This window comes from Ruegeria sp. I1 (assembly GCF_056532675.1).
Window position 1 is genome coordinate 102,643 of sequence record NZ_JBQFNM010000001.1, and the last position, 12,674, is coordinate 115,316.

General features: G+C 58.3%; 13 protein-coding genes. 6 read left to right on the top strand and 7 right to left on the bottom strand.

All coding sequences use genetic code 11. The features are described 5' to 3' along the window. Positions 1-10: 10 nt before the first annotated feature. Positions 11-1,816 carry an autotransporter assembly complex protein TamA gene (locus tag ACR0DH_RS00505; RefSeq protein ID WP_480546360.1) on the bottom strand — a complete coding sequence of 602 codons (1,806 nt, stop codon included), beginning with the start codon at positions 1,814-1,816 and terminating at the stop codon, positions 11-13. A gap of 135 nt (positions 1,817-1,951) precedes the next feature. After that, a complete protein-coding gene (locus ACR0DH_RS00510; RefSeq protein ID WP_480546362.1) occupies positions 1,952-3,175 on the bottom strand; it encodes a urate hydroxylase PuuD in 1,224 nt (407 codons plus the stop codon). Positions 3,176-3,272: 97 nt separating this feature from the next. Here ACR0DH_RS00510 and ACR0DH_RS00515 point away from each other — a divergent pair, with 97 nt between their 5' ends. Beyond that, a complete protein-coding gene (locus ACR0DH_RS00515; protein ID WP_480546364.1) occupies positions 3,273-4,187 on the top strand; it encodes a LysR family transcriptional regulator in 915 nt (304 codons plus the stop codon). 4 nt (positions 4,188-4,191) lie between these two features. Here the strand turns inward: ACR0DH_RS00515 and uraH are convergent, their stop codons facing one another. Then, the gene (gene uraH, locus ACR0DH_RS00520) at positions 4,192-4,548 is read right to left on the bottom strand and encodes a hydroxyisourate hydrolase (protein WP_480546366.1); all 357 of its coding nucleotides are present in this window, start codon (positions 4,546-4,548) and stop codon (positions 4,192-4,194) included. 165 nt (positions 4,549-4,713) lie between these two features. Here uraH and puuE point away from each other — a divergent pair, with 165 nt between their 5' ends. Both puuE and ACR0DH_RS00530 read left to right on the top strand, forming a co-directional pair. Further along, entirely contained in the window at positions 4,714-6,132 is a 1,419-nt protein-coding gene (gene puuE / locus ACR0DH_RS00525) for an allantoinase PuuE (protein ID WP_480546368.1), read from the top strand. Further along, entirely contained in the window at positions 6,129-6,617 is a 489-nt protein-coding gene (locus ACR0DH_RS00530) for an ureidoglycolate lyase (RefSeq protein WP_480546370.1), read from the top strand. Before puuE ends, ACR0DH_RS00530 begins: the two co-directional genes overlap by 4 nt. 101 nt (positions 6,618-6,718) lie before the next feature. On the opposite strand, the gene ACR0DH_RS00535 is transcribed toward ACR0DH_RS00530, so the two are convergent. The 3 genes from ACR0DH_RS00535 to ACR0DH_RS00545 all read right to left on the bottom strand — a co-directional run bounded on the left by ACR0DH_RS00535 (position 6,719) and on the right by ACR0DH_RS00545 (position 9,016). Further along, a complete protein-coding gene (locus ACR0DH_RS00535) occupies positions 6,719-7,705 on the bottom strand; it encodes a type I glyceraldehyde-3-phosphate dehydrogenase (protein WP_480546372.1) in 987 nt (328 codons plus the stop codon). Between the two features lie 54 nt (positions 7,706-7,759). Further along, positions 7,760-8,083: a hypothetical protein gene (locus tag ACR0DH_RS00540; RefSeq protein ID WP_480546374.1), complete on the bottom strand. Its 324-nt coding sequence runs from the start codon at positions 8,081-8,083 to the stop codon at positions 7,760-7,762. A 102-nt stretch (positions 8,084-8,185) separates the two neighbouring features. Continuing rightward, positions 8,186-9,016 carry a bifunctional allantoicase/(S)-ureidoglycine aminohydrolase gene (locus ACR0DH_RS00545; RefSeq protein ID WP_480546376.1) on the bottom strand — a complete coding sequence of 277 codons (831 nt, stop codon included), beginning with the start codon at positions 9,014-9,016 and terminating at the stop codon, positions 8,186-8,188. A gap of 175 nt (positions 9,017-9,191) precedes the next feature. Here ACR0DH_RS00545 and ACR0DH_RS00550 point away from each other — a divergent pair, with 175 nt between their 5' ends. After that, positions 9,192-9,548 (top strand): hypothetical protein, encoded by a 357-nt coding sequence (locus tag ACR0DH_RS00550; RefSeq protein ID WP_480541958.1) that lies wholly within the window; start codon positions 9,192-9,194, stop codon positions 9,546-9,548. Positions 9,549-9,553: 5 nt separating this feature from the next. Here ACR0DH_RS00550 and ACR0DH_RS00555 read toward each other — a convergent pair whose 3' ends face one another. Next, complete coding sequence (locus ACR0DH_RS00555; protein WP_480546378.1) at positions 9,554-10,489, bottom strand: 2-hydroxyacid dehydrogenase; 936 nt, start codon at positions 10,487-10,489, stop codon at positions 9,554-9,556. Between the two features lie 124 nt (positions 10,490-10,613). Between ACR0DH_RS00555 and ACR0DH_RS00560 the strand changes: the two genes are divergently transcribed. Both ACR0DH_RS00560 and ACR0DH_RS00565 read left to right on the top strand, forming a co-directional pair. After that, positions 10,614-11,849, top strand: a complete 1,236-nt coding sequence (locus ACR0DH_RS00560) for an acyl-CoA dehydrogenase family protein (RefSeq protein WP_480546380.1) — start codon at positions 10,614-10,616, stop codon at positions 11,847-11,849. 6 nt (positions 11,850-11,855) lie between these two features. Beyond that, complete coding sequence (locus ACR0DH_RS00565) at positions 11,856-12,662, top strand: thioesterase family protein (protein WP_480546382.1); 807 nt, start codon at positions 11,856-11,858, stop codon at positions 12,660-12,662. The last annotated feature ends 12 nt before the right edge of the window (positions 12,663-12,674 follow it).

Below are 12,674 nucleotides of genomic sequence, written 5' to 3' on the forward strand. Positions count from 1 at the left end.
AGACGTCGCATCAAAAGGCCTGTCCGATCCCGATATAGAATTGCAGGCCATCGCCGGTGTCGCCTTGCACCGGCACCGCCAAATCGACGCGCAGCGGGCCGAACCCGCCCAGATCGTACCGAACACCAAGCCCGGCGCCGGCATGGTCTTCGGCGCCTGAGCCCACGAAGGATGATGTATCGACGATACCGTAATCGTAAAACCCAACCAGAGAGATGGTGTCAGTGATCTTGCCCCGCACCTCTCCGGAGAAACCAAGGAAGGATTTGCCACCTGCGACACCGGTGCCAACCGGAATCCCAAGGCTCTCATAAGGTTGGCCGCGTACAGTGCCAGCGCCGCCAGAGAAGAAAAGGAAGTCTGGCGTTACCCCATCGGCGGGCGGCCCGATGACCGAGCCCAGTTGAATCCGGCCTGCCAGCACCAGCCTGCCCCCGGTTCCAAGGCTTGTATAAGCTCGGCTGTCAAAGAATAGCCGCAGCCCGGTGTCGCTGCCGGACAGACCGATGAACGGCATAGCCTGTGCGTCGAGATAGAAGCCTTTCGTTGCGCTGACTTTACTGTCGCGCTGGTCCCATTCTGACCGGAGGGGCAGAATGAAATAGCGAAATTTGCGCCCGTCGCCATAGGCGTCATCCGCGTCAGACCATTGAAAGCCCGCCGAGGCTTCTGCGTAGAGCTGATCCGAGAACGTGCGCCGAGCACCATACGCCAGTGACGCGACCGAGACGTTGTAATTATCGGTATTGCGACGTTCCAAGAGCGCACTCCAGAACGTATTGTCATCGGGGCCAAGCCGGTCGGGCTGATCCAGTCTCAGGCCAATTCGGCCATCCAGATCTTCCGACCCTCCGATGTTTCGTAGGCTGGCTTCGAACCGCAGCCGTTCAGCGCGGCGAAAGACGTTACGATGTGTCCAGGTCGCGCTCAGGTCGATCCCGTCTCGCGAAGCCAGTTCGAAACCCAGGGTCAAGCGGCGTTTGGGCAGGTCTTCAAAGGTGGCATCAAAATCAAGCGTTCCGTCCGGGTTTGGGGTTTCACGTTCTTGCAGTGAGACCGTGCTGAAAGTGCCTGTGCGGCGCAGGCGAGTTCCAACCTTCTGCACCTGTGCAGGCGAATAGACCTGACCCGTGGGAAACCCGGCGATCTTTTCGATCGACCGGTGGCGTACGTCTGTATCGCCCTTGATAAACATCTTGCCAAAGGTCAGCCGCCGCCCCGGATCAAGGTCGATTTCCGCGTCCAGCCTCGCCTGAGCATGGCGCGCGATGACGCGCTGATCTGCGACATCGGCCTTTGCATGGCCTGCATCTTTCCAAGCGCGCACGCCGGCTGAGGCCGCTTGTTGAATAGCGCCCGTTGTCGCCAGTTTGCCGGTGGCAAAGCCTTCGGGCAGTTCGGTATCCGGCGCCTGCGGCTGCACGATTGCGGTGCCGAAGGTAAAGGTTGGTCCAGTCTCAATCGTGATCGCCGCGCGCTTGATCTGGGTTGGCACGGTGAGCGAGCTCATTTCGGCCGCTTCCTGCCCATCCAGCTTGATGCTGACGACAGGGCTGAAATACCCCTCGTCATAAAGAATTTGAACCAGTGTTCGATAATCAGAAAGCGCGGCAGATAGAATTTCAAGCGGCGTGTCCAGACCCCGTACTTCAGCCGTGGTGATTGAGGAGGTTTCTTTTAGCCGCTCGACCACCTCTTTCGGGGCGCCGGGCACGGTCAGCGTGGTCTCCAATGCTTCGGCAATCGCGGGCGCAAAAACCATCAGCGCAGCAAATAGCCAGCATGTCAGACCGCGCCGCGGCTTGTATCCCTGCATCAGATGCTCCAACTGCCCCCAAACTCGAAATCACTTATGCCGCCTAAATGACGCGGCTGATTAAGGTTAAGTTAGATCATTTGGAGCGCCCCGGGGGAAGGGGGAAACATTCGCCAGCGCGAACTCCCGCGCGCGTCAAAGCCCGGCGTTACGGACCCAGCGAATGATCGCATCGCGGTCATCGGGCTCCATGTAGGTGACATTGGCCGGGGGCATCGCGTGGGTGATACCGGCTTGAAGGTAGATCTGTTTCGCATTCCGCGCGACATCAGCTTCGGTTTCAAGCAGCACACCTTTGGGTGCCCAAAGGATACCCTCCCAAACCGGTTCGCGGGCGTGGCACATAGAGCAGCGGCCCAGAACGATATCATGCGCTTCGGTAAACCCGTCTGCAGCGGCAAAGCGCTGTTCATACGGTGTCAGCGGTTTGGCTTCGGCCTCTTCCAGGGGCTTGTACATTGGCGCTGTCGACAGCCACATGATGGCGATGAACAGCAGGGCTGTGGCCAACCAGGTCCAGGTGGGGTTTCCAGCGCGCGCATGGAGTGTGTTGAAGTAGTGCCGGATGGTCACGCCCATCAGGAACACCAATGCCGCGATGATCCAGTTGTATTCGGTGGCAAATGCCAGCGGATAGTGGTTCGACAGCATCAGAAACAGGACCGGCAAAGTCAGATAGTTGTTGTGGGTCGACCGCAGCTTGGCAATCTTGCCGTATTTCGGGTCCGGTGTACGCCCGTTCTTCAAGTCATCCACAACGATGCGCTGGTTCGGCATGATGATGAAAAACACATTCGCCGTCATGATCGTAGCGGTGAAGGCCCCCAGATGCAGCATCATGGCGCGACCGGTGAAAATCTGGTTATAGCCCCAGCCCATGACCACCAGCAGCACGAACAGCAGAACCATCAACAGGGTCGGGCGCTCTCCTAACCCCGATTTACACAGGAAATTATAGACCAGCCACCCAACAGTTAGCGAGGCTGCCGAGATCAGAATGCCTTGCCACAACGCCAGATCGGCCTTTTCCGCGTCGATCAGATAAAGCTCTCCACCGACCCAGTAGACGATCATCAACAGCGCAGCACCACTCAGCCAGGTCGAGTAGCTTTCCCATTTGAACCAGGTCAGATGGTCCGGCATCCGTTCGGGCGCGACCAGATATTTCTGGATGTGATAGAAGCCGCCGCCATGGACCTGCCATTCCTCGCCGTCCGCTGGGCCGGGGATATTGCGGTTCAGGCCCAGATCCAGCGCGATGAAGTAAAAGGACGATCCGATCCAGGCCATGGCCGTGATCACGTGCAGCCAGCGCACGGCAAAGGCCATCCAATCCCAGAACACGGCGAAGTCGTACATTTTCAGAAGTCTCCGATAAGGTGCCGCCACACTAGGCAAACGGGGTTTTCTTCGGTATTCCCGTATATTGTCAAACTGTATCAAAAAAAACGAAAAGATGTCCTATCTCGACAATATTCGCACCTTTGTCCGTGTCTATGATTTGGGCAGTATGTCCGCCGCCGGGCGCGATTTGCGCATTTCCCCTGCGGTGACGTCGGCGCGAATCTCGCAGCTTGAGGATCATCTGGGCGTGCGGCTGTTTCAGCGTACAACGCGTAACCTGTCGCCGACTGAGCAGGGCAAGGCGTTCTACCCCGGTGCGGTGGCGGTGCTGGATGCGGTGGATGAGGCCGAGGCGCAGGTAACGCATCTGACCGAAGCGCCGCGCGGGTCCTTGTTTGTGGCGGCTCCGCTGGGGGTTGGGCGGCGGTTGCTAGCCCCGCATGTGCCTGATTTTCTCGCCGACTATCCCGAAATTGATGTTCGATTGCGTCTGACGGATAGATCCGTTGATCTGACGACCGAAGGGCTGGATCTGGCCTTCTTCATCGGGCAGCCGGAAGACAGCACCCTGCGCATTCGTAAGATCGCGGATTGTCAAAGGGTGTTGTGTGCCGCACCCGACTATGTGGCGAGGCGGGGCATGCCGCAATCCGGTGAGAACCTGATCAAAGGCCAGCACGAATGCTTGAATCTTCGCTTTCCCGGTGCGACCGAGTTTCAGTGGATGTTGGAAACCCCCGACGGCCCAAAACGGTTTGCCGTGTCCGGTCGATTCGAATGTGATGATGGGGACGTGCTGACCGATTGGGCGCTGTCAGGCCAAGGCATTGCGATGAAGCCTGTTTTTGAAGTGGCAGAGCACTTGGCTGCCGGGCGCCTCGTCACGGTAGCGCAAGACACGCCCCCTGTTCCGGTTCAAATGGCGTGCCTTTACACCCATCGGCGTCATCAGGACCCCAAAGCCCGATTGTTCATGGATTTCATGATCGAGCGTATCGGTGGCGTTGTTCGAAGCGCCGAAACCTGACAGATCAACTGCCGCGATAGGTCGAATAGCCGTAAGGCGACAAAAGCAGCGGCACGTGATAGTGCGCCTCGGCATCTGACATACCAAACCGGATTGGGATCTGATCCAGGAACAAGGGATCATCCCTATGTTGGCCGGTTGAACGTAGGTAATCCCCAGTAAAGAAGATCAACTCGTATGTGCCGGTCTTGAATTTTTCGGTGGGTAGGATTGGACTGTCAGTACGTCCATCGACATTGGTCTCCATCTCGACCAGCTTGCGATGCGAGTTGCCGGATACTCGGTAGAGTGCAATTTTCAAACCAGCGGCGGGGCAACCCCGGGCGGTGTCCAGTACATGGGTTGTCAGATAGCCTGCCACGTGAACCTCCTTCAGGTGCGTAACTTCGCTTTCTGACAGTGTGGCGCAAACATCGAAACAGGGGAAATGCCGAAAGAACCCGAAACAGCGTTCGGTTTGATTTGATAATCATCGGCGAGTTTCTAGGATAAGCCTGTCGAAACAGTTCAAAGCCCGGAAGACCTCATGCAACCTCCTCGATACCCTCGCAATATGATCGGATACGGTGCCAACCCGCCGAATGCCAAATGGCCGGGCGGGGCGAAAATCGCGGTTCAGATTGTCCTGAACTACGAAGAAGGTGGCGAGAACTGTGTATTGCATGGGGATGCAGCGTCCGAGGCATTTTTGTCCGAAATCGTAGGTGCTGCCCAATGGCCGGCTCAGCGCCATTGGAACATGGAATCGATCTACGAATACGGCGCGCGCGCCGGGTTCTGGCGGTTGCACCGGCTGATGAAGGAGCTGCCAATCACGGTGTATGGTGTGGCTACTGCCCTGGCACGATCCCCGGATCAGGTTGCCGCCATGAAGGATGCCGATTGGGAGATTGCCAGCCATGGTTTCAAATGGGTCGAACACAAGGACATGCCCGAGGCGCAGGAACGCGCCCAGATTGCTGAGGCAATTCGCCTGCATACCGAGGTCGTCGGCGAACGCCCGCGCGGTTGGTACACCGGGCGATGTTCCGACAACACCGTGCGTCTGGTCAGCGAAGAAGGTGGGTTCGCCTATGTCGCCGACACCTATGATGACGACCTGCCATACTGGATGCAGATCGGCGGCCGGGATCAGCTGATCGTGCCCTACACGCTGGACTGCAACGATATGCGATTTGCAACGCCGCAGGGGTTCAATTCAGGCGATCAGTTCTTGGCCTACCTCAAGGACAGTTTCGATGCGCTCTATGCCGAAGGTGAGGCCGGCGCCCCCAAGATGCTGTCGATTGGCCTGCATTGCCGTCTGATCGGGCGACCGGGGCGCGTTATGGCGCTGAGACGGTTTTTGGACTATGCGCGCAGTCATGCGGATGTGTGGTTCGCCACGCGGTTGCAGATTGCTGAACACTGGGCGCAGAACCACCTGCCGCAATCCAATCCAAAGCCATCGCAGATGGAGCGGGACGCATTTGTCGAAGCCTACGGGGGTATTTTCGAACACTCGGCCTGGATCGCGGATAGGGCCTATGATCTGGAGCTTGGGCCCGCGCATGACACCGCAGGCGGGTTGCACAACGCCTTGGCGCGGATGTTCAGGTCGGCCTCTGATGCCGAACGATTGGGTGTTTTGACTGCGCACCCCGATCTTGCGGGCAAACTGGCGCAGGCCAGGCGGCTGACTGTTGAAAGCACGTCCGAGCAAGCCTCAGCCGGATTGGATGCGCTGACAGATGAGGAGCGCAGGGCCTTCACCGATCTGAATACGCGGTATACCGAGAAATTCGGTTTTCCCTTCATCATTGCGGTGCGGGATCATGACAAGGCCTCAATCCTGGCCGCTTTTCAACGGCGTATCGAACAGGACCGGGACACGGAGTTTTCCGAAGCCTGCCGCCAGGTGGAACGTATCGCCGAGTTTCGACTGCGGGACATATTACCCTCATGAGCCGCCAGATCGTTGCATCGCCGTTGACAGCTGAGGCTTTTGCGCCGTTTGGGGACTTGATCGAGCTGTCTGGCGATCCGGACAAGATTATCAATCAGGGACAATGCGGACGGTATCATGACCGCGCGTTGCTGGAGTTCACTGACGGGCGCGCCGGGATCAGCTTGTTCAACGCCAATCCACGCGCGCTGCCCTACGCGCTGGATATGGTCGAGCGTCATCCCGATGGCAGCCAGACCTTCATTCCGATGACCCATCAGCCCTTTCTGGTGATCGTCGCACCCGATCGCGATGGTTTGCCCGGCATTCCTCGGGCTTTCCTGACAGAGCCGGGGCAAGCGGTGAACTACCATCGGGGCACCTGGCACGGCGTGCTGACCCCGCTACATGACCCCGGTTTGTTTGCTGTGGTTGACCGTATCGGTGAGGGTACAAATCTTGAGGAGCATTGGTTCGACACTCCTTATGAGGTGATCGCTGGCTGAGCCCGGCACGCTCCCGCCCGGTCAGGGCGCATCAAAGATGCACCATAACCCGTTGGGCCCGGCAGCGCGCGGGCAGGCCCGCCCACTGCGGCTGGTCTGTATCAGCCCGTCGCCATCAATCGGGCGACGTCGAGCATACGAGCTGAGAAGCCCCATTCGTTGTCATACCAGCCGAAAACGCGGACCTGATTTTCGCCCACCATACGGGTTTCAGGGCCCGCAATGACCAGCGATTCAGGGCGCGCTCTAAGGTCGGAAGAGACCAGCGGCAGATCGGTCCAGCCGAGCACGTCCGAGGCCTCTACCGCATCGCGGAATGTTGTATCGAAGGCTTGCGCGCTCATCCCGCGTTCGAGCGTCACAACAAGATCTACGGCAGATACGCTGGCTGTCGGAACCCGCACCGCCGCGCCTGAAATGCGCCCGGCCAAATGCGGCAGAACAACATCGATCAGATGCGTCGCGCTGGAGGTCGTCGGTACCATCGACAGTGCCCCCGCCCGCGACCGGGCAAGGTCGCCGCGAGGTGCGTCGATCATCGGCTGGCTGTTGGTATAGCAATGGATGGTGGTCATGTGACCTGAGACGATACCGCCGATCTGGTCCAGAACCCAGACCAACGGCGCAAGACCATTGGTGGTGCAGGACGCGTTCGAGACGACGCTGGCATCGCCGAGTTGATCGTCATTCGCGCCCAGAACCACCGTCAACTCTGCTGCGGGCGAGGGGCCCGAGATCAGAACTTTGCGCGCCCCTGAAGCCAGACCCCGGCAGGCCACATCAGATGTGCGTGCGATTCCGGTGCAATCGAGCAAAACATCTACGCCGGTCAGATCGACGTTCGTCAGATCGGAGCTGTGCGTCATAGGCACTTTGCGTCCGTCGATGACAAGAGCATTGTCGTGCGCGGCGACGTCCCCGGCATAGGGGCCAAAGGTGCTGTCGTATTTGAACAGATAGGCGCAGGTGTCGAGCGGCGCGATGTCGTTGATCAACACCAGCTCGATATCTGATCCTTGCGGCCGGGCCAGAACCTGCCGCAGGATCGTGCGACCGATGCGGCCGAATCCATTGATTGCGAGTTTCATGCGCAAGCTATGGCAGGCAGATCAGGCGATCTCAATGAAAGTATTGTACCAATTTCAGCCGCAACTGACCTGCGAGAAAAACTGCCCCGAGATATTCTGATACATGCTTGTCACGATCGGTTTGCAGCCCGTTGCCTGCTGGATTGCTGCAATGGCCTGCAGGGTACGCAGGCGCGGTGGCGGACCAAAGGGGTTGAGGTTGTTGTTGTCGCGCGTGGCACGGTAGATGACTGGCTCATCAGATACTTTGGTCACGGCCCAGGTGCGGCTCATGACAAAGACCGATTTGGTTTCGTCTTTTGCTGCGACCGGCGTGGAAACCGAAGCGGCCACCATGGCGATTGCGGCCAGTGCCATCAGAGGGGTACGCAGTTTCATGAGCCGGTCTCCAATACTCGAACAATGGAATATGCTGGGATTTCAGCAAATTCCGGGGCCGGTGTGAACCCCTGCCAACCCAAAAATATAACGAAACCTGCGCTAGCGGGGCAGTGTGAGCGGCATGTGCCGGTTCACATCCTTGTACAGCAGATAGCGAAAACGCCCCGGCCCACCCGCGTAGCAAGCCTGAGGGCAGAAGGCGCGCAGCCACATGTAGTCGCCTGCCTCGACCTCGACCCAGTCCTGATTGAGGCGATAGACGGCCTTGCCTTCCAGAACGTAAAGCCCGTGCTCCATTACATGGGTTTCGGCAAAAGGGATCACGCCGCCGGGTTCGAAATTGACGATATTCACATGCATGTCATGACGCAGGTCTTGCGGGTCGGCAAAACGGGTTGTGGACCAGCGACCCTGAGTTCCGGGCATCTCAACTGGTGCTACTTCGCGTTCATTTGTGATGATTGGTTCGGGCGCGGGCAATCCAGGTACGGCCTCATATGCTTTGCGCACCCAATGGAATCGCGCCTCGTTGTCAGACCGATTGTGCAAGGTCCAATCCGCACCCGGCGGGATATAGGCATACCCCCCTGTTTCCAAATCATATTCCTGACCATGCAGGGTAATTTGTACGGAACCTTCGACGACAAACAAAACCGCCTGAGCCCGAGCATCGGTCTCGGGCTGGTCGCTGCCGCCACCCGGCTGAACCTCCATGATGTATTGCGAGAATGTCTCGGCAAATCCGCTGAGCGGACGCGACAGAACCCACAGGCGCGTACCTTCCCAGAACGGCAGATAGCTGGTGACAATGTCGCGCATCGTTCCCTTGGGGATCACCGCATAGGCATCGGTGAACATGGCGCGGTCGGTCAGCAACTGATCCTGGCCGGGATGTCCGCCAGTGGGCGCAAAATAGGTCGGTTGGGTCATCGAATGCCTCGGGCTGTCTTTTTGGTACTATGAGGGGAAGATGGAGCAGCCTCTAGCGCCGGGCTGACGATAGGTTTGTTCGGGATAATTTGAAGGTCCGGCCAGGCGGGGGTTGGCCCCGTTTCAGCGCAGGTATATCCTTGAACGGTATTTATCTCAGTTCAGCGAGGCACTCATGAAAGCCCGGATCATATTCGTTTTGTCAATTCTCAGCACGATGGGGTTCGGCATGACCGCATCGGCTAAACCGCTGTCCCGAATCATTGCCGAGATGGGGCTGTCGCCGTCGGACTTCGAGGTGGCGAGCAAAACCTCGCGCGCCTTGCTGACTGATGGCACGCCGAGTGTCGGCAAAGAGATGGGTTGGGCGAATGGCCAAACCGGATCACAGGGAACAATCCGCATCATTGCGGTCGAAGGCAATTGTGTTCGTTTGGAACACGATATTCAGCCACAAGGCGAGGAAGCCTCGCGCGGGGTTAGAACGCGCCAGTGCAAAGATGCCGGAGGCAATTGGGTGATGGCCCCCTGATCCCGTTAATAGCCGCGTGCGCGGTCGACCTCATTCAACAAGGGCGCGCCTGAGCTAAGTCTTTTGAAATTCTCGGCCACATCCGACAGCGCATCGCCCAGGTGCCAGCCCGATACATGCGGTGTGATCGTGACATGTGGGTGGTGCCACAACGGGCTGCTGGTAGGCAGGGGTTCTTGGCAAGTGACGTCGAGAACCGCATGGCCTGGCGTGCCCTGATCCAGTGCGGTGATCAGCGCGTCTTCGTCAATCAGATCGCCCCGACCTGCGTTCAGCAACTGACTACCAGGCTTCATCGCGGCTAGCATTTGCGTATCGAACAGACCCACTGTTTGCGGGGTCGAGGGTAAGATGGCGCAGACGAAATCGCACCGACCCAGCAATTGGGGCAGGGCATCATCACCATGCAGGCAGGTGACACCTTCGATCTGTTTGGGTGAGCGGCTCCAACCCAAGACCTGAAACCCGACGGCGCGCAGCATTCGCGCCGTACGATCCCCGATATGGCCCAGACCCAGAACGCCTACGGTCGTATGGGGTGTAAAGGTCGGCTCTTTCGGCAGCCATTCACCACGGGCCTGTGCTGCCTCGTGAAAAGCCATATGGCGCTGGGCACGCAGGATGTAGGCAAGAAACCACTCCGCGATGCCCTGTGCTGGTGCATCGGGTTTCAGACGTGCGATCCGCATATGGTTGGGTAGGTTTGGATTGCCAACGATTGTTTCCACACCGGCCCCAAGCTTTTGCACCAGTTCCAGGTTCGGCAATAGGCGCAGGTGGTCATCTTGCATGCCAACAACAGCGACCATCGTAATCTCATCAGCGTTGCCGATCGCGTCGGGTGTGCGAATATCGGCACCGGGTATCGCGGATCGAACCTCATTGGCGATCTCGGCATCACTGATCCAGTTGGTCAGCCCGGTATCTATCAACAGCGCCATGGTGTTTCCTTCGTTTCAAAATGATGGATGACGTTCCGTCACCCAACTGGACAGAGTCCCGACAGTTAAGCCATCCTCGGGGCATAAGGTACAGCCCGGATTTCACGGGGCAGGAGGGATTCTCATGAATATGTCTTTTGGTCTGCGCGAAGAGAACCGCGCCCTTTTGCAACGAGTCGCCGATATGGTCCGCGATGAGATCATGCCACTGGAAGAGGAATACCAGGCCGAGATCAACAAAGGCGACCGCTGGCAGTACACCGAACGTCAGGCTGAAATCCTTGAAGGGCTGAAGACTAAGGCCAAGGCGGCCGGGCTGTGGAATTTCTGGCTGACAGACAGCGATAAAGGATTCGGGCTGACGACTGTGGAATATGCCTATCTCGCAGAAGAGATGGGTAAAACGCCGCTGGGGGCCGAGGTGTTCAACTGTTCCGCGCCGGATACGGGCAATATGGAGGTTTTCGAACGCTACGGGACCGAGAAGATGAAAGCGCAATGGCTGAAGCCACTGCTCGATGGTCAGATCCGTTCGGCCTATTTGATGACCGAACCGGATGTCGCTTCATCCGATGCGACCAATGTGTCGATGTCCTGCGTGCGGGACGGTGATGACTATGTCCTGAATGGCGAGAAATGGTGGTCATCAGGCGCAGGCGATCCGCGCTGCAAGGTGTATATCGTGATGGTCAATACCGGGGGAGAGGATCAGCCAAAGCATCAGCGCCAGTCGATGATTGTGGTGCCTGCAGATGCCGAAGGGATCGAAATTCTGCGGCCCATGCAGGTCTACGGTCACGACGACGCTCCCCATGGCCATATGCATATCCGATTTACCAATGTGCGAGTGCCTGCAGAGAATATTCTGCTTGGCGAAGGCCGGGGATTTGAGATTGCGCAAGGCCGCTTGGGGCCGGGGCGCATTCACCACTGCATGCGCGCCATCGGTCAGGCGGAAAGCGCACTGGAACAGATGTGCAAACGCTCCATGCAGCGCGAGGCATTTGGCAAGAAACTGGCGCAGCTGGGGGCCAACTACGACATCATCGCTGAATGCCGGATGGAGATCGAGATGGCCCGCCTGCTGTGTCTCAAAGCGGCTTGGTATATGGATCAGGGCGATGCGCGTGCGGCGGCCCCTTGGATCAGCCAGATCAAGGTTGTTGCTCCGCGTGTGGCACTCAAGGTAATCGATGAGGCTGTACAGATGTTTGGCGGTCAGGGGGTCAGTCAGGATACGCCGCTGGCAACCGCCTGGACCCATGTGCGGACTTTGCGGCTGGCCGATGGGCCGGATGCGGTACACCGTCGTCAGGTCGCACGTGCGGAACTGAAAAAACATACGCAGGAAAAGGTCTGATCCCAGATGGCCGCAGCGCTGGATTTCGAAGGTTTGGCATATTTTCGTCAGGTCGAAGATGGAGCCTTTGTCGGTAATGATCCGGCCCGTGGGCCTTGGTCCCCTGATCACTGCCATGCCGGGCCGGTCGCGGGACTGATCGTGCGCGCCGCCGAAACCGAGGTCGGCCCCGAGAAGATGTTGACCCGGTTGACGGTCGATCTGCTGCGTCCACTACCCTTGGCCGGGTTGCGTGTGGCGGCAGAGACAACACGCCACACCAAGACGTTGGCAACAACGCGGGTCACGGTTCACGATTTGGATGACACGCTCTGTGCAACTGCCTCGACCATGCATCTGGTGCGGCGTGATCTCGGAGCTGTGCCCAATGTCGATATCACCGGGCCGCGGTATGACACGGCGGTTGACGGCCCGTTTCCGATTGGTGAAATTCGTCATGAAAAACCCGGTTTCGCACATTTCAGCGATGTGAAATACCCTGCGTGTACGCAGCATGGGCCCGGCCCGAAAACCGTCTGGATGCGTACGCCTCAATTGCTTGAAGGTGAAGCTCAATCGCCCATTCAATCGATCTGCGCGCTTGCGGATTGTGGTAATGGCATTTCTTGGAATGCGCCGACATCTGAAATGGGATTCATGAACACGGACCTGACTGTGAACATCCATCGAGAGCCTGCGTCGGATTGGTTGGCGTCCGAGTCGCTGTCACATTGGCAGCCGTCGGGTGTTGGCATGTCGCAATCTGTTCTGTTTGATGCCGAAGGCCCAGTTGGAACGGCCTTGCAGACACTCATATTGTTCCCACCAACCTAATCACATCGGCTG

Bases quoted from the DNA above. Each gene is read 5' to 3' on its own strand.
- ACR0DH_RS00505 (WP_480546360.1), bottom strand. From the start codon at position 1,816: ATGCAGGGATACAAGCCGCGGCGCGGTCTGACATGCTGGCTATTTGCT.
- ACR0DH_RS00510 (WP_480546362.1), bottom strand. From the start codon at position 3,175: ATGTACGACTTCGCCGTGTTCTGGGATTGGATGGCCTTTGCCGTGCGC.
- ACR0DH_RS00515 (WP_480546364.1), top strand. From the start codon at position 3,273: ATGTCCTATCTCGACAATATTCGCACCTTTGTCCGTGTCTATGATTTG.
- puuE (WP_480546368.1), top strand. From the start codon at position 4,714: ATGCAACCTCCTCGATACCCTCGCAATATGATCGGATACGGTGCCAAC.
- ACR0DH_RS00530 (WP_480546370.1), top strand. From the start codon at position 6,129: ATGAGCCGCCAGATCGTTGCATCGCCGTTGACAGCTGAGGCTTTTGCG.
- ACR0DH_RS00535 (WP_480546372.1), bottom strand. From the start codon at position 7,705: ATGAAACTCGCAATCAATGGATTCGGCCGCATCGGTCGCACGATCCTG.
- ACR0DH_RS00540 (WP_480546374.1), bottom strand. From the start codon at position 8,083: ATGAAACTGCGTACCCCTCTGATGGCACTGGCCGCAATCGCCATGGTG.
- ACR0DH_RS00545 (WP_480546376.1), bottom strand. From the start codon at position 9,016: ATGACCCAACCGACCTATTTTGCGCCCACTGGCGGACATCCCGGCCAG.
- ACR0DH_RS00550 (WP_480541958.1), top strand. From the start codon at position 9,192: ATGAAAGCCCGGATCATATTCGTTTTGTCAATTCTCAGCACGATGGGG.
- ACR0DH_RS00555 (WP_480546378.1), bottom strand. From the start codon at position 10,489: ATGGCGCTGTTGATAGATACCGGGCTGACCAACTGGATCAGTGATGCC.
- ACR0DH_RS00560 (WP_480546380.1), top strand. From the start codon at position 10,614: ATGAATATGTCTTTTGGTCTGCGCGAAGAGAACCGCGCCCTTTTGCAA.
- ACR0DH_RS00565 (WP_480546382.1), top strand. From the start codon at position 11,856: ATGGCCGCAGCGCTGGATTTCGAAGGTTTGGCATATTTTCGTCAGGTC.